General features: G+C 65.3%; 11 protein-coding genes. 7 read left to right on the forward strand and 4 right to left on the reverse strand.

Going from position 1 to position 15,252, the window contains the following annotated elements; translation table 11 throughout:
- Positions 1–2: 2 nt before the first annotated feature.
- From K408_RS0130625 to K408_RS0130640, 4 genes are read right to left on the reverse strand one after another with little or no spacing between them, the layout of a single operon-like run.
- Entirely contained in the window at positions 3–812 is an 810-nt protein-coding gene (locus K408_RS0130625; RefSeq protein WP_024342190.1) for an ABC transporter permease, read from the reverse strand.
- Entirely contained in the window at positions 802–1,626 is an 825-nt protein-coding gene (locus tag K408_RS0130630; RefSeq protein ID WP_024342191.1) for an ABC transporter permease, read from the reverse strand. The genes K408_RS0130625 and K408_RS0130630 overlap by 11 nt, the downstream gene beginning before the upstream one ends.
- A gap of 33 nt (positions 1,627–1,659) precedes the next feature.
- Complete coding sequence (locus K408_RS0130635) at positions 1,660–2,709, reverse strand: extracellular solute-binding protein (protein WP_024342192.1); 1,050 nt, start codon at positions 2,707–2,709, stop codon at positions 1,660–1,662.
- A 1-nt stretch (position 2,710) separates the two neighbouring features.
- Positions 2,711–3,832, reverse strand: a complete 1,122-nt coding sequence (locus K408_RS0130640; protein ID WP_024342193.1) for an ABC transporter ATP-binding protein — start codon at positions 3,830–3,832, stop codon at positions 2,711–2,713.
- Between the two features lie 196 nt (positions 3,833–4,028).
- Here K408_RS0130640 and K408_RS0130645 point away from each other — a divergent pair, with 196 nt between their 5' ends.
- The 7 genes from K408_RS0130645 to K408_RS39290 all read left to right on the forward strand — a co-directional run bounded on the left by K408_RS0130645 (position 4,029) and on the right by K408_RS39290 (position 15,239).
- The gene (locus tag K408_RS0130645; RefSeq protein ID WP_024342194.1) at positions 4,029–4,799 is read left to right on the forward strand and encodes a GntR family transcriptional regulator; all 771 of its coding nucleotides are present in this window, start codon (positions 4,029–4,031) and stop codon (positions 4,797–4,799) included.
- Position 4,800: 1 nt separating this feature from the next.
- Positions 4,801–5,457: an aspartate/glutamate racemase family protein gene (locus K408_RS0130650; RefSeq protein WP_024342195.1), complete on the forward strand. Its 657-nt coding sequence runs from the start codon at positions 4,801–4,803 to the stop codon at positions 5,455–5,457.
- A gap of 159 nt (positions 5,458–5,616) precedes the next feature.
- Positions 5,617–7,338 carry an AMP-binding protein gene (locus K408_RS0130655; protein WP_024342196.1) on the forward strand — a complete coding sequence of 574 codons (1,722 nt, stop codon included), beginning with the start codon at positions 5,617–5,619 and terminating at the stop codon, positions 7,336–7,338.
- 12 nt (positions 7,339–7,350) lie between these two features.
- Positions 7,351–10,656 carry an acetyl-CoA carboxylase family protein gene (locus tag K408_RS0130660; protein ID WP_024342197.1) on the forward strand — a complete coding sequence of 1,102 codons (3,306 nt, stop codon included), beginning with the start codon at positions 7,351–7,353 and terminating at the stop codon, positions 10,654–10,656.
- Between the two features lie 96 nt (positions 10,657–10,752).
- On the forward strand, positions 10,753–12,624 hold the full coding sequence (locus K408_RS0130665; RefSeq protein WP_024342198.1) for a sigma-54-dependent Fis family transcriptional regulator: 1,872 nt from the start codon (positions 10,753–10,755) through the stop codon (positions 12,622–12,624).
- 121 nt (positions 12,625–12,745) lie between these two features.
- The gene (locus tag K408_RS0130670) at positions 12,746–13,633 is read left to right on the forward strand and encodes a LysR family transcriptional regulator (RefSeq protein ID WP_230646678.1); all 888 of its coding nucleotides are present in this window, start codon (positions 12,746–12,748) and stop codon (positions 13,631–13,633) included.
- A gap of 175 nt (positions 13,634–13,808) precedes the next feature.
- On the forward strand, positions 13,809–15,239 hold the full coding sequence (locus K408_RS39290; RefSeq protein ID WP_035698696.1) for an FAD-binding protein: 1,431 nt from the start codon (positions 13,809–13,811) through the stop codon (positions 15,237–15,239).
- Positions 15,240–15,252: the final 13 nt, after the last annotated feature.

Raw genomic sequence — 15,252 nt, forward strand, 5'->3', positions numbered from 1 at the left:
GATCAGCGGCTCCCGATCTGGCGACTGAAGCCGCCGAAGATTTCAGCGCAGACGAGGCCGGCCAAAGTCAGCAGCACGATCACGCCGGAGACGGCTGCGACACGCACGTCGAGGCTGCCTTCCAGGATTGCCCAGAGCTTGATCGGCAGGACCTCGGTGCGCGCGTCGGCGAGGAACAGCGATACGGGAACATTGTCGAAGGAGGTGAGGAACGCGACGAAGCAGCTCGCAACGATGCCGCGGCGGATCAGCGGCAGCGTGACGCGCCGGAAGGTGTACCAGCGGCCGGCACCCAGACTGAGCGAGCAAGTGATCAGCACCGGATCGAGTTGCTGCACCGAGGCGCCGACCATCCGGATCACGAAGGGCACGCAGATGATCGTGTGGCCGAGCACCAGCGTTGCCGCCGACAGGCGGATGCCGAGCAGGTTAAAGACCAGCAGCAGCGACAGGCCGAACGCCATCGCCGGCAGCACCATCGGCGACATGAACAGAGCGTCAAGGACGCGCGCGATCTTCAACCGGCTCCGTGCCAGTCCGAGTGCCGCCGCGCCGCCCAGCACTGCGGAGAGAATCGTCGCCGCCGTTGCGACCTTGAGACTCGTTAACGCGGGCTCCACGATTTCCTGGGATTGCAGCAGATCGACATACCAGCGCAGTGACCAGCTCGGCGGCGGGAATTTCAGCGTGACGCCGCCGGTGAAGGAAATGATCAGCACGACCAGCGTCGGTGCCAACAGCAGCAGCAACCCGAAGCCGGTGATGGCACCAATGATGCCCGAGTAGACGCGATCAATGAGGCTACGCTGCATCGACGCCTCGCACGTAGCGGCGCGACAGGGCGCCGGTGGCAAAGACGATGCCGGTCACGGCCAGCGTGAAGATCAGCGAAAGCGCTGCCGAGAACGGCCAGTCCTGCACGCCGACGGCCTGTTGGTAAATATGGGATGCCATCAGGATGATGCGGCCGCCGCCGACCAGTGTCTGGGTGATGAAGGCGGTCGCAGCGGCTGCGAAGACGAGCAGCCAGCCGGCAATGGCGCCCGGCAGCGTCAGCGGCAGGATGACGGTGACGAAGATGCGGGCGCGGCTTGCACCCAGCCCTTCTGCCGCGCGCGTCAGATTGCCGTCGAGCCGCAGCAGGCTGTTGATGACAGGCAGTGCCATCAGAGGAAGCTGGATCTGGATTAGCGCCAGTACCATGCCCTCCCAGGTGTAAAGCAGGCGAGCCGGGGCCTGCCACAGCCCGAGCGACAGCATCGCCGTGTTGATGATGCCGTCGCGGCCAAGGAGCACGATCCAGGCGAAGGTGCGCACCACCGTGCTGGTCAGGAGCGGCAGCATGATCAGAAACGTGATCAAGGTGCGCATGAGCTGACCGCTCGCGACGTAAACAAGTGCGATCGGATAGGCGATGATCAGCGTCACCAGTGCGACCTCCGCCCCCAGCCAGATGGTGTCCGTCAGCACCTTGATGCTGAACGGGTCCGAGAAGAAGCGCACGTATTGCGCCAGCGACAGTTCTTCGAACTGTGACGTGCGGAACAGGCTGATCGCGACAAGGGCAATCAGTGGCAGCACGAAGGCGGCGAGGAACAACGCCGCCAGCGGGACCGCCGGCAGCATTTGTCGTGATGCAACCGTGCTTGACCGCGGCACTTAGATCCTCACTTCTTTGTTGAAGCGGGTGATCCACTCGCCGCGCAGCGGCTGGAACTTGGTCCAGTCAAGCAGCACATTGTTGGAAACGAGGTCGTCGAGGCTCTTGGCGACGGTGAGATTGGCGCCGGTCAGCTTCACCTTGCTGTTGGTCGGCATCATCATCCATGGCGCCGCCTCCAGGCCTTTCTGCGTTTCGGCCGACATCACGGTGTCGAGATAATCCAGCACCGCCTTCGGATCCTGGTTGTTCCTGACGATCTGTGCGCTGGTGCGGATCACGACGGCGCCGGATTTCGGCTTGGCGAAGGCGATGTCGACGCCCTTGGCGGCGAGCAGCGCCACGTTGTTCCAGAAGTTGAAGGCGATATCGATCTCGCCCTGCTGGAACAGCGCAGCCAGCGCGCCGGGCGAGGCCGCGATCGCACCGACGTTCGGCAGCAGCTTCTTGATGGCCTCGAACGCCGGTTCGATATTGGTCTCGGAGCCGCCGTTTAGCTTGGCGATCTCGACCATGAAGGCGGTGCCGAGGCTGGAGCCGAGCCCGGTGATGCCGACGCGCCCCTTGTGTTCCGGCTTCCAGAGATCCTCCCATGAGGTCGGCGGCTTGGTGATCTTCTTCGGATTGTAGGCGATGCCGATCAATTGCACGGTGATGACAGGGGCGTAGCCGTCGGGATGCCGGAATACGCTTGGGATGTCGGCATATGACTTCGAGTGATCGACCGGAAACTTCTCCAGCACGCCGCTCGCGATCGCCGGGATCAGCGGTCCCTCGTCGAACAGCACGACGTCGAAGGGTGGCGTGTTGCGCGAGGCCTGGATCTTGCCGATCTGGTCGACACCGAGCAGGGGCGTAAAGGTGACGCTGCCGTCGCTGGACTTCTTGAAGGCCGGCCCGACCACCGAGCGGAAGGCTTCGTCGAAGCTGCCGGGATAGGTCGTTGCCACGATCGAGGGAGCGGCGCGTGATGACGTCGGCCACCCGAGACCAGCCGCGGCAAGCGCGGCCGAACCTGAGGTGAGCAGCGATCTCCGGGATAGGCTCATGTCAAATACTCCTTGGGTGATGCAGGGAAAGCTCGTCGACCGGCGTGCTGAAGATGCTGACGCGCGAGACGTCGGAGATCGTGAGCCAAGCCGTCTCCCCGGCCTGCGTCTTCGCGCTGCCGGCAGCGCGGGCCTGGCTGACCTTCACGGCTTCGCCGCTCGCGGTGACGCCCTCCGTCACGCTGACGGCACCGAGCGGCAGGGTGGCGCGGATCGTGACGGGGATGGCGCCGGGCCGTTCTGCGCCGAACAAGATGTTTTCAGGCCGGACAGAGATCGTCACCGGCGTGCCGCGCCTGCGCTGGGCCGAACGGCCGAGATCGAGCTCAGGCCCGGCGTCCAGCTGCACGCGGTCCGCGTCGGTGACGGTGCCGCGCAGGAGGTTGGTGTGGCCGATAAAGTTCGAGATGAACAGGCTGGCCGGCCGGTCGTAAAGCGCGTCCGGGCTGTCGATCTGCTCGATGCGTCCCTTGTTCAGCACGACGATGCGGTCGGCCATCGACAGTGCCTCCTCTTGATCATGCGTGACGATGATGGAGGTGACGCCAAAGGTCTTCAGCAGGCTTTTGATCTCGATCTGCATGTCGAGCCGCAGGTTCTTGTCGAGCGCCGAGAACGGCTCGTCGAGCAGGACGAGGCCAGGATCGATCGCGAGCGCCCGCGCCAGCGCGACGCGCTGCTGCTGCCCGCCGGAGAGTTCTCCGGGCAGCCTTCGCGCAAACGGCGCCATCTGGGCGAGGCCGAGCATCTGTTCGACTTTCGCGGCCACAACATTCTTCGCGGTTTTGCGCGCCCGCAGGCCGTAGGCGACGTTTTCGAACACAGTCAGGTGCGGAAACAGCGCATAGTTCTGAAACACCATGCCGATGCGGCGGCGATTGGCCGGAACATGCTCGACCCGCGCGCCGTCGAAGCGCACCTCGCCGCGGGAGGGACGCAGGAAGCCCGCGATGATCTGGAGCATCGTGGTCTTGCCGCAGCCGGACGGGCCGAGGAGGGCGATCAACTCACCGGCTGCAACGGAGAGATCGATCTCGTCGAGCGCAACCGTCGCGCCGAACGCGTGACCGATGCCCTTCAGATCCAGCGAAAGTCCGCGTACATCGCTCAACGCCAGCTCCATCCTTCGCGTTGTCCTGCGCGAGAGATAGCAATCGTCGTGCCAGCGCGGCTCGTCCGCTAAGGTCCTGCGAGCATTACGACAATTTTAGGCGCCATATATTGGCGCCAATTTATTGTACATATTGTAGACATAAATGCCATGGGTTTGTCTAAAAAATGGGCTCCGGCAGCATTCCAGAATCCTGTAAAAGCGATGCATGAAGCGAACCCGTCCCTTCAAGCGCAAGCCGAAACGCTCCGAGCCGAAGCACAGGGAGCCGGAGGTCGTCGATCCGCGCAACATTGACGACGATCCGGTGGTCCAGGGCATCCTGACCGCGATTAGCCAGAAGCGGCTCAAGCCAGGCGCCAAGCTCGGCGAGGACAAGCTTGCCGCAGCTTTCGGTACCACGCGGATTCACATCCGCCAGGCCTTGTCCCATCTCGCCTCGCGCAAGGCGGTTATGCAGATCCCCAACCGGGGCGCCTTCGTGTACCGGCCGAGTTGGGAGGAGGCGCAGGACATCTTTGCCGCGCGTCGGATCATCGAGACCGCAGCTGTGAGCGCCGCGGTCGACCGGCTGGACAAGGCCGGCAAGGCGGAGCTGAAGGCGCATATGGAGCGCGAGGCGCGTCACGATCGCAATGACCGCTGGGCCTCGCTGTCGCTGACGGCCGAGTTCCACATCCTGGTGGCCAAGCTTGCCGGCAACCGCGTGTTGCTGGAAATATCGCGCGAGCTGATGCTGCGGACGTCGCTGGCGATCGCGACCTTCGAGCAGCCAGGCGAGCCGGATTGCTCGCCCGACGCCCACCCCGACATCGGCGCATTGATCCTTGCCCGCAACAAGGCTGGTGCGATCCATGCCATGCATCATCACATCGAGGAGATGGAGCAGCGGATCCGGCCGAAGAAAGGCGAGGACGAGGTCGACGAGCTGACCGCGATCTTCCAGGAGATTGGCGCGCGGGCGCGGGCGGGCGGATAGCATGGCGGGCCGCCGCATCCTCCTGATCAATCCGAACAGCCTCGAGGCGACCACTACGATGATGGTGGCGATTGCCAAGTCTGCAGCCGCGGATGGCTTCGACATTGCCGGCGTCACGGCAGCGCGTGCGCCCACAATGATCGTCTCGGCGGATGCGCTGGAGGCAGCGGCGCCTGAGGTCGAGGAGATCGCGCGTGCCCGCTCTGGCGATTGCGACGGCATCATCGTCGCGGCATTTGGCGATCCCGGTCTCGCAAGGATCAAGCTGACCATGAGATTGCCTGCCGTCGGCATTGGTGAGTCCTCGATGCTGGAAGCCGCGGAGAACGGCCGACGCTTCGGCGTGGCGACCACGACGCCGCTGCTGAAAGCGAAGATCGACGCACTGCCGGATGTGCTGGGATTGCGATCGCACTACACCGGTACACGCTTCACCGTAGGCGATCCGCATGAGTTGATGCGTGATCCATCGCTTTTGCGCACTGCGCTTGCGGGCGCGGTCGAGGCCTGCATTGCGCAGGACGGAGCGGAAGCGGTGATCGTCGGCGGCGGCCCGCTGGGTGAAGCGGCACGCGAGCTTGAGGCGATCTTTACCGTGCCGGTCATCGCGCCGGTCCCGTCAGCCGTGCGGCGGATCATTCGTCTCGTCGCGGTGTAACAAAGAACCGGGGCGACCAGCAATTTCCGCGGCGCGGCATCGGCCGTGATGCGGAAACTGTTTTCCTTGACATGAGGTCTGCCGTGCTCGACGTGTAACGACGTCGCGTGATTGTGAGTGCGTGCCCTCGCGACGAGAAGAACCGCACGGGAGGACGTCGTGAGCGTAAGCCTCAACGAACAGGATTACCTCGCCACCTTGCACGAGCTATGGAACAAGGCTTGGCCGAAAGGGACGCCGCGCTCGCCGAACTATCTGCACGGCGAAGTTCCCCTGACGGAATATCTGCGCGCCTGGGCGAAGCGAAGTCCGGAGAGGCCCGCGGTGATCTTCTATGGCCACGTCACGACATACGCGGACCTCGACCGGCAGAGCGACCGGTTTGCCGCGCTGTTGCAGGCCAAGGGCATAAGCAAAGGCGACCGCGTCGCCGTCTTTCTGCCGAACTGCCCGCAGTTCCACATTGTGTTCTTCGGCATCCTGAAGCTCGGCGCGGTCCATGTTCCCGTCAGCCCGTTGTCGCGCGCGTTCGAGCTGTCCTACGAGTTGAACGACACCCAGGCCGAGGTGATCGTCGCGCTGGACCAGCTCATGCCGGTTGTCGAGCAGGTCAGGGACGAGGTGCGGCTGCGCGAGATCATCGTCACGAGTTTTGCCGATGTCGTACCGGCAAAGCCGGCAATTCCGGCGCCAGACTCGATCCGTGTGCCGCGCGCCGCAGTCACCGGCGCGACCGATCTGTTGCCGGCGCTTGCTGCGATGCCGATTCCTGTGCCGCTGCCGCCTGCCGGCCTCGATGACGTCGCCGCGCTCAATTACACCGGCGGCACGACCGGCATGCCCAAGGGCTGCGTCCACACCCATCGCGACATGGTCTACACGGCCGCCGCCAATTACGGCATCTCGGTGCTGTCCGACGAGAGCAGCGTCTTCCTGTCGTTCTTTCCTGAGTTCTGGATCGCGGGCGAGAACTTTGGCCTGATCTTCCCGCTGTTCTCGGGCGCGACGCTGGTCCTGCTCGCGCGCTGGGATGCCGTCGGCGCGATGGCCGCGATCGACAAATACAAGGTCACAATCACGGCGATGCCGGTGGACGGTGCGGTCGAGCTGATGGATCATCCGCGCTGGAACGAGTTCGACCTGTCGTCGCTGCAGCAGGTGCGCGTGGTCTCCTTCGTCAAGAAGCTCAACGCCGACTATCGCAAGCGCTGGAAGGATCTCACCGGCACGATCCTGATGGAAGCGGCCTGGGGCATGACGGAGACCCACACCTCCAACACCTTCACGGCTGGCTTTCAGGACGACGATTTCGATCTCAACAACCAGCCGATCTTCGTCGGGCTGCCGGTCCCCGGTGCCGAGTTCAAGATCACCGATTTCGAAACCGGCGCACTCTTGCCGCTGGGTGCCGAAGGCGAGATCCGCGTGCGCACGCCGTCACTGCTCAAGAGCTACTGGAACAAGCCGGAGGCGACCGCGGAGTCCCTGATCGACGGCTGGCTTCGCACCGGCGACATCGGCGCCATCGACAAGGATGGCTTCCTGCACTTCCTCGGCCGCCGCAAGGAGATGCTGAAGGTCAAAGGCATGAGCGTGTTTCCGCCGGAGATCGAGGCGTTGCTGGGGCAACATCCAAAGGTGCTGGGTTCGGGCGTGGTCGGGCGCGAGGACCCCGAGAGGGGGCAGGTGCCGGTGGCCTTCATCCAGCTCAAGCCGGAGGCGGTCGGCAGCGTCTCTGCGGAGGATCTGCGTGCCTGGTGCGCCGAGCGCATGGCCGTCTACAAGGTCCCCGAGATACGCATCATCGAAGCCCTGCCCCTGACCGCAACGGGCAAAGTGAAGAAGCAGGACCTCAATCCAATTCTGCCTGCTGCTGTCTGAGTGAGAGAGATCATGCCGTTCAAGAAGCTCCTGATCGCCAACCGCGGCGAGATCGCCATCCGCATTGCCCGCGCGGCCGCCGACGCCGGCATCGCGACGGTCGCGATTCATCCTGCGGATGATGCGCTGTCGCTGCATGTGCGCGTTGCGGACGAAGCGATCGAAATTCCTGGCCGCGGCGCGCGGGCCTATCTCGACATTGACGCCGTGGTGAAGGCGGCCAAGGCGATGGGCTGTGACGCCGTGCATCCCGGCTATGGCTTTCTCAGCGAGAACGCGACCTTCGCCAAAGCCTGCTCCGACGCAAATATCACCTTCGTCGGTCCTCAGGCGACAGCGCTCGAGCTGTTCGGTGACAAGGTCGCGGCGCGTCAGCTGGCAAAACGCTGCGGCGTGCCGATCATCGCCGGCACCACCGGGCCATCGAGTCTTGAGGAGATCACGGCCTTTTTCGCATCACTCGGCAGCAACGCAGCCATCGTCATCAAAGCAATGGCGGGCGGCGGCGGCCGCGGCATGCGTGTCGTCGAGAACGCGTCCGATCTTTCGGAAGCCTATGCGCGCTGCCAGTCCGAGGCCAGGGCGGCGTTTGGATTCGACGGCGTCTATGCCGAGCGGCTGATCCGGCAGGCGCGCCACATCGAGGTGCAGATCATCGGCGACCGCCACGGTGCGATCTCCCATCTCTGGGAACGCGAATGCACCATCCAGCGCCGCCACCAGAAGCTGATCGAGGTGGCACCGAGCCCCTCGCTAAGCGATGCGTTGCGCGGCCGCATCATCGAGGCGGCGAAGCAACTGGCGGCGGCTGCATCCTACGACAATCTCGGCACGTTCGAGTTCCTCGTCGATGGCGGCGCCGAGGACAGCTTTGCCTTCATCGAGGCCAACCCGCGGCTCCAGGTCGAGCACACCGTCACGGAAGAGGTGCTTGGTGTCGACCTGGTGCGCGCCCAGCTCGCGGTGGCCGGGGGCAGCCCGCTAGCCGCTCTGGGTCTTGCGCAGGAATCGATCCCGAAGCCGCGCGGCTATGCCATGCAGCTCCGCGTCAACATGGAAACGCTCGACGAGACGGGCGCAACCCATCCGACTGGCGGCGTGCTCGCGGTGTTTGAGCCGCCATCGGGCCCCGGCGTCCGCGTCGACAGCTTTGGCTATGCCGGCTACAAGACCAGTGCTGCGTTCGATTCGCTGCTCGCCAAGGTCATCGTGCATACGCCGGGCGAATCCTGGCATGACGTGGTCGCCAAGGCTTCGCGTGCCTTGCGCGAATTCCGCATCGACGGCGTCGTCACCAATATCGCCTTCCTCCAGGCGGTGCTCGCGCATTCCGATTTCAGGATCAACCGCATCGCGACCGACTTCATCGATCGCAATATCGGCAAGCTGGTCGAGGCGGCCGATGGCGCGGCCAAGCCGCTCTACTTTGCCGCGGCCGAGCGTGGCGGTGTCCAAGGCGCTGAAGCTCTCGTTGCGCAAACGGTGCCCGAAGGTGCGGTGATGGTCGCGGCGCCCTTGCAGGGCACCATCGTCACCATCCAGGTGAAGGAAGGCGAGATCGTGCGCCCCGGCCAGCAGCTCGCCGTGATCGAGTCGATGAAGATGGAGCATCTGGTCATGACCGAGCAGGGTGGCCGGGTCATGAAGCTCGTCGCCGGCGATGGCGTTACGCTGATGCATGGCGAGCCGATCCTCTATCTCGAGCCGCTCGACGTCGCGGCCGACAGCACGGCGGCGGAAGCCGAGATCGATCTCGATCACATTCGCCCAGATCTCGCTGAACTGATCGCGCGCCAGGCCAATACGCTGGACGAGAACCGCCCCGCCGCGCTCGAGCGCCGCCGCAACACCAACCAGCGCACCGCGCGCGAGAATGTCGCGCAGCTCGTCGACGACGGCTCGTTCATGGAGTACGGCAGCCTTGCGATCGCGGCGCAGCGGCGGCGGCGCAAGCTCGACGACCTCATCAAGAACACGCCGGCAGACGGCCTCGTCATGGGCGTCGCCACGGTGAACGCCGAGCAATTCGGCCCCGAGGGCGCGCGCTGCATCGTCGTGGCCTATGACTACACCGTGCTCGCGGGCACGCAGGGTCACATGAACCACAAGAAGATCGACCGCATGCTGACGCTGGCGGAAGACTGGCGCGTGCCGCTGGTGTTCTATGCCGAAGGCGGCGGCGGCCGGCCGGGCGACACCGACCGGCTCGGCATGACCGGGCTCGACGGACCGTCCTTCGTGCAGTTCGCTCGGCTCTCCGGGCTCGTGCCGGTCGTCGGCGTCGTCTCCGGCTATTGCTTCGCCGGCAACGCCGCGATGCTCGGCTGCTGCGACGTCATCATTGCCACCAAGAATGCCTCGATCGGCATGGGTGGCCCGGCCATGATCGAGGGCGGCGGGCTCGGCGTCTATCATCCTGCCGAGGTCGGCCCTGTGACGTTCCAGGCGCCGAACGGCGTCATCGACATCCTCGTCGAGGACGAGGAAGAGGCGACGCGCGTCGCGCAAAAATATCTGTCGTACTTCCAGGGCGCGGTGACGGAATGGGAAACCGCGGACCAGCGCCTCTTGCGCCGTGCCATCCCCGAGAACCGCCTGCGCGTCTACGACATCCGCAGCGTGATCAACCTCATCGCCGACAAGGATTCCGTGCTGGAGCTGCGTCGCGATTACGGCGTCGGCATGATCACCGCACTGATCCGCATCGAAGGCAAACCGTTCGGCCTGATCGCCAACAATCCGCGCCATCTCGGCGGCGCGATCGATGCCGATGCCGGCGACAAGGCCGCGCGCTTCCTCCAGCTCTGCGACGCCTTCGATCTGCCGATCGTCTCGCTCTGCGACACGCCTGGCTTCATGGTCGGGCCGGAAGCCGAGAAGACCGCGATCGTGCGCCACGTCTCGCGGATGTTCGTCACCGGCGCGAGCCTCACCGTGCCCTTGTTCGGCATCGTGCTGCGCAAGGGTTATGGGCTCGGCGCGCAGTCGATGATCGGCGGCGGCTTCCATGCCTCATTCTTCACCGCGGCCTGGCCGACCGGCGAGTTCGGGGGCATGGGTCTCGAAGGCTACGTCCGCCTCGGCTTCCGGAAGGAGATGGAGGCGATCGCGGATCCCGAGGAGCGCGAGACCTATTACCGCAACAAGGTTGCCGAGCTCTACGCCAACGGCAAGGCCGTCTCGATCGCCTCGGTGTTCGAGATTGACAACGTCATCGATCCCGCCGAGACGCGGCGCTGGATCATGGCGGGCCTGCGCTCCGTGCCGAAACCGCCGGCGCGGACGGCGAAGAAACGACCATGCATCGATACGTGGTGAGGGCAGTGCAGCAATAGCCTGCGTCCCGGTTCCCGATTGACATCCCCGCCTGTGGTGCCAGACTTTGCACAATAATACAGGGTGGAGACGTCTGCGATGGCCAGCCTTTCGGCCTCGAACCATGTCGCCCGTGTCATGTCGGTGGCCAACCACGTGGCCGACGTCGACGCCTCTTCGCGGATTGCCAATTCGTGGCGGCGCTGCCTGATCAGCCACAAGCTCGATCCCGCCCGACAGGGCCCGCCGCAGACGCTGACCGAGGCCGAGATCCGGCACGTCGTCGCGCCGATGGAAGAGACGATCAGGCTTGTAACGCCCGAACTCGACGACCTTGCCCGCGTGCTGCGCGACGCCGGCTATTGCGTCAATCTCGCTGACACAAATGCGATCATGCTGTTCAGCCGCCTGCCGGGCGAAGCCGATGCGAGGATGTTTCTGGACTGGAAGATCTACACCGGCTCCAATTTCGCCGAGACGTTCGAGGGCACCAATGGGCTCGGCACCGCGCTGGCCGATCAGAAGCCGATCCTGGTGCATCGCGACGAGCATTTTCGCGCGCAATGGCACATGTTCTCCTGCGCCGTGGCGCCGCTGTTCGACCACGCCGGGCGGCTTGCCGGTGCCGTCAACATCACCTCCTGCCGCGCGGATCTCGAGCGTACCGCGCATCAGCTCGCGCTGGCGGTCACGTTGGAAGCGACGCGGCGGATGGAGGGAGCGATCTTCCGCGGTCATTTCCGCGACGCCTGGATCGCGACCGTACCGGGCGACGGCGGCAGCGGCCTGCTCGCCTACAACGACGACCGCCGCATCGTCGGCGCCTGCCGTTCGGCGCGCGCCCTGCTGGGCCTCACCGACGGCATGATCGCATCCGGCATCGATCTGTCGCGCTACGTCAGATTCGACCAGCACGCCGCGCGTGGCTCCGAGGAGATCGTCGAGCTGCGTCGCGCCGATGGCGCGGCATTGGGCCGGGGCCATGTCGCGCCGCCGCTGCGCGCGAGATCCTCCGCGCGCCCGCTTGCGCCGCGCCGTGACGTGCCTGTCGATCGCTTCAATGCGCTGCATCGGCTCGCCGGTCGCGATCCCGGGTTGATCAAGAGCGTGAAGCGGCTCGGCAGCGTCAGTGATCATGATCTACCGGTGCTGCTGCAGGGCGAGACCGGCGTCGGCAAGGATTTGTTCGCGCGCGCCATTCACGCGGCGAGCAAGCGGGCGCTCAACAATTATGTCGCGCTGAATTGCGCGGCGATGCCGGAAAGCCTGATCGACGCCGAGCTGTTCGGCTACGAGGCCGGCGCCTTCACCGGCGCGCGCCGCGACGGCTCGAAGGGCCTGATCGTGCAGGCCGACGGCGGCACGCTGTTCCTCGACGAGATCGGCGACATGCCGATCGCGCTGCAGACGCGCCTCTTGCGCGTGCTGGAAAACCGCGAGGTCTGGCCGCTCGGCGCGCTCAAACCTGTCGCCGTCGACATCCGCCTGATCAGCGCCAGCCATCGCGATCTCGGCCGCATGGCCGAGCAGGGCGCCTTCCGCGCCGATCTCTATTTTCGCCTGCGCGGCATGGAGGTGCGGCTGCCGGCGTTGCGCGAGCGTACGGACAGGGACGATATCATCCGCCAGATTGCGCGCGAGGAAGCGCCCAACTGCAGGCTTTCGGACGAGGCATGGTCGCAGCTTGCAGCCTATCCGTTCCCCGGCAACATGCGCCAGCTCCGCCACGTGCTCCGGCTCGCCGGCTGCACGGCGGAAAACGGCGTCATCACCGACGCGGATCTCGATCTGCCACCGTTCGGCGGACGGGCGGCGGAGCCGGATCTTGGAGCGGCCGAACGCGCCACGATCGTCGAGGCGCTACGCAGGCACGGCGGCCGCGTCACCGAAGCGGCGCGTGCCTTGAAACTCAGCCGCGCCACGCTGTATCGGAAGATCAAGCAACTGAAGATCGACCCGGGTTCATACTAGACCGGCTCGACGTCCCGCCTCTGCCGAAAGAAGTCGGAATTCTGGCGCAGCTTGGGTCTTCGCGCGGCTGGCACGCCGTCGTGAACGTGCATCTCCAGGAATTATGAGAGGAGAGGATTCGATGGAGGAGATCGAAGTCTTTCTGGCTGTCGTCGAGGCCGGCAGCCAGACCGCGGCTGCGCGGCGGTTGGGGCGGTCGCTGCAATCGGTCAACCGGGCACTGGCGGCGCTGGAACGCGGCATCGGTGTCGAACTGGTGCGGCGAACCACGCGGCAGTCGCTGGCGACGGAAGCGGGGCTGGCGTTCTATCGTCGTGTCAAGCCCGCCTTTGCCGAAATCAGCGAGGCGCGCCTGGAAGCGGCCAATCGCCGCGTCGAGCCGTCGGGCCTGCTCCGCCTCGCCGCGCCCGTGCTGTTCGGGTCGACCCACGTCGTGCCGGCGATCGCTGATTTCATGGCGCGCTTTCCGCGGATCGAGACCGATCTCAATGTCACCGATCGGCCCGTCGACGTCGTCGGCGACGGTTTCGATCTGGCCGTGCGGATCAGGGAGTTGCCGGATTCGTCGCTGAAGGCGCGGCGCCTCGGTGAACTGCGTACGGTCGTGTACGGCGCACCGGCCTATTTCGCGCGCCACGGTCGTCCGCGTCATCCCGACGATCTTGCGGATCATCAATGCATCCTGCGCAAGACCGGCCCGGGTGACACGGAGGTGTGGCGGTTTCAGATCGGCGGCAAGGCGAAGCTGCTGCAGGTGTACGGCCGCTTCCGGACCGACAATACCAATGCCGCGCAGGCGGCCGCCTGCCACGGCGTCGGAATCGGCTATGCGCCGTTCTGGCAGATACGCGATCGCGTCGATCAGGGGGCGCTGGAGATCGTGCTGGCGGATTTCGAGGCGCCGCGCATGCCGGTGTATGCCGTGGTTCCGCCGAGCTCGGCACCGCCAGCCAAGACGCGCCTGTTTCTCGATCTGCTGGCGGAGCGGCTGAAGCGCGAGCGGCTCTGAGATTTCCGGTGTTCCCACGCATTGGCCATGCCGCGCCGGCGAGGCGTTTCGTCCGCATTCTACCGGTTTGCGGCAATGTCTATCCCGCGACGCGCCGGTTGTTCGCCGGCTCGGGCGACCGCAGCTTGAGGGCCACGGGCACATACCCGCCCGGCTCGGCGTGAAGGACCGCACCATGACCCCCAATCGACGCACGCTCTTGAATGCAAGTGTCAGCGCCACCGCGATGCTGGCTTCCACCGCTCTTGCCGGACAATCGCACGGTCCGTCCAGCGGATCGCCGGCCGGCGCCGAATTGAACTGCAGCCCGGAAGCTTGCGCGGCCGCGAGCGAGGATTTCGGTCACATCATTCACAAGCGGCCACGTGCGGTGTTCAGGCCGACGACGTCTGCCGGAATCGCGGAGATTCTGCGATGGGCCGGGCAGCAAGGGCTGACGGTTGCCGCGCGCGGACAGGGCCACGGCATCTATGGTCGGTCCATGACCGAGGGCGGCATCGTGATCGACCTCGGCGCGCTGGCCACGATCCATCGGGTAGAGCCGGACCGTGTCGTGGTCGATGCAGGTGCGACCTGGCACGCAGTGCTGGAAGCGACCCTGGCCAAGGGGCTCGTTCCGCCGGTCCTGACCAACTATCTCGGCCTGTCCGTGGGTGGCACTCTCGCCGTCGGCGGAATCGGCGGATCGTCGTCGCGACACGGCCTGCAGACGGACCAGGTTCTCGAACTCGATGTGGTGACGGGCGAGGGCCGGCAATTGACCTGCTCGCCAACCTCCAGCGCCGGGCTCTACGATGCCGTTCGGGCGGGGCTCGCCCAATGCGCGATCATCGCGAGGGCGACGCTCCGCCTGGTGCGTGCGCCGGAACGGGTCCGCCGCTTTCAGCTCTCATATCCGGATCTCCCGTCGCTGACGGCCGATCAGCGGCGCGTTCTGGACGCGGCGCGCTTCGATCAGTTGCAAGGAGCCGTCGTGCCCGACGGAGCCGGTGGCTGGCGATACCTGCTGGAGGCAGGCGTATTCCATGACGGTCAGTCTCCTGTCGATGACGAGGCGCTGCTTGCCGGCTTATCGGATCGCCGCGAGAGCGCCGTCATCACCGACCTCACCTTCCGCGACGACGCCAATGCATTTGCGAAGCTCGAAACGCTCCTGAGGTCGAACGGCCAGTGGTTCAATCCGCATCCCTGGCTCCTCACCTTCTTGCCCGGCAGCAACGCGATGGAGATCGCGAGCGAGGTCATTGCCGGGATCAACAGTGAGGATATCGGTCCGTTCGGGCGGATTACCTACTATCCCATGGTCACGGATGAATGCCGCACGCCGCTGGTCCGGTTGCCCGGCGAGCGGATCGTGTTCCCGTTCAATCTCATCCGTATCCCCGCATCGGCGGACAAGGCGAATGCGGAGCGGCTGATCGCGCGAAATCGCGAATTGTATGATCGCATTCGCGGCGCGGGCGGCGTGCTGTACCCGGTGAGCGCATTTCCGATGTCGTCCCGGGATTGGGCAGATCATTTCGGCGCGCAATGGCCGCTGTTGCGTGAAGCCAAGGCGCAGCATGATCGCGGCAGCCATCTCACTCCGGGCTATAAGCTGTTCTAGATTGCCGGATCCG

The organism is Bradyrhizobium sp. in8p8, from assembly GCF_000426845.1.
Taxonomy (GTDB): Bacteria; Pseudomonadota; Alphaproteobacteria; order Rhizobiales; family Xanthobacteraceae; genus Bradyrhizobium; species Bradyrhizobium japonicum_C.

Bases quoted from the DNA above. Each gene is read 5' to 3' on its own strand.
- K408_RS0130650 (WP_024342195.1), top strand. From the start codon at position 4,801: ATGGCGGGCCGCCGCATCCTCCTGATCAATCCGAACAGCCTCGAGGCG.
- K408_RS0130640 (WP_024342193.1), bottom strand. From the start codon at position 3,832: ATGGAGCTGGCGTTGAGCGATGTACGCGGACTTTCGCTGGATCTGAAG.
- K408_RS0130625 (WP_024342190.1), bottom strand. From the start codon at position 812: ATGCAGCGTAGCCTCATTGATCGCGTCTACTCGGGCATCATTGGTGCC.
- K408_RS0130660 (WP_024342197.1), top strand. From the start codon at position 7,351: ATGCCGTTCAAGAAGCTCCTGATCGCCAACCGCGGCGAGATCGCCATC.
- K408_RS0130630 (WP_024342191.1), bottom strand. From the start codon at position 1,626: ATGCTGCCGGCGGTCCCGCTGGCGGCGTTGTTCCTCGCCGCCTTCGTG.
- K408_RS0130635 (WP_024342192.1), bottom strand. From the start codon at position 2,709: ATGAGCCTATCCCGGAGATCGCTGCTCACCTCAGGTTCGGCCGCGCTT.
- K408_RS0130665 (WP_024342198.1), top strand. From the start codon at position 10,753: ATGGCCAGCCTTTCGGCCTCGAACCATGTCGCCCGTGTCATGTCGGTG.
- K408_RS0130670 (WP_230646678.1), top strand. From the start codon at position 12,746: ATGGAGGAGATCGAAGTCTTTCTGGCTGTCGTCGAGGCCGGCAGCCAG.
- K408_RS0130645 (WP_024342194.1), top strand. From the start codon at position 4,029: ATGAAGCGAACCCGTCCCTTCAAGCGCAAGCCGAAACGCTCCGAGCCG.
- K408_RS39290 (WP_035698696.1), top strand. From the start codon at position 13,809: ATGACCCCCAATCGACGCACGCTCTTGAATGCAAGTGTCAGCGCCACC.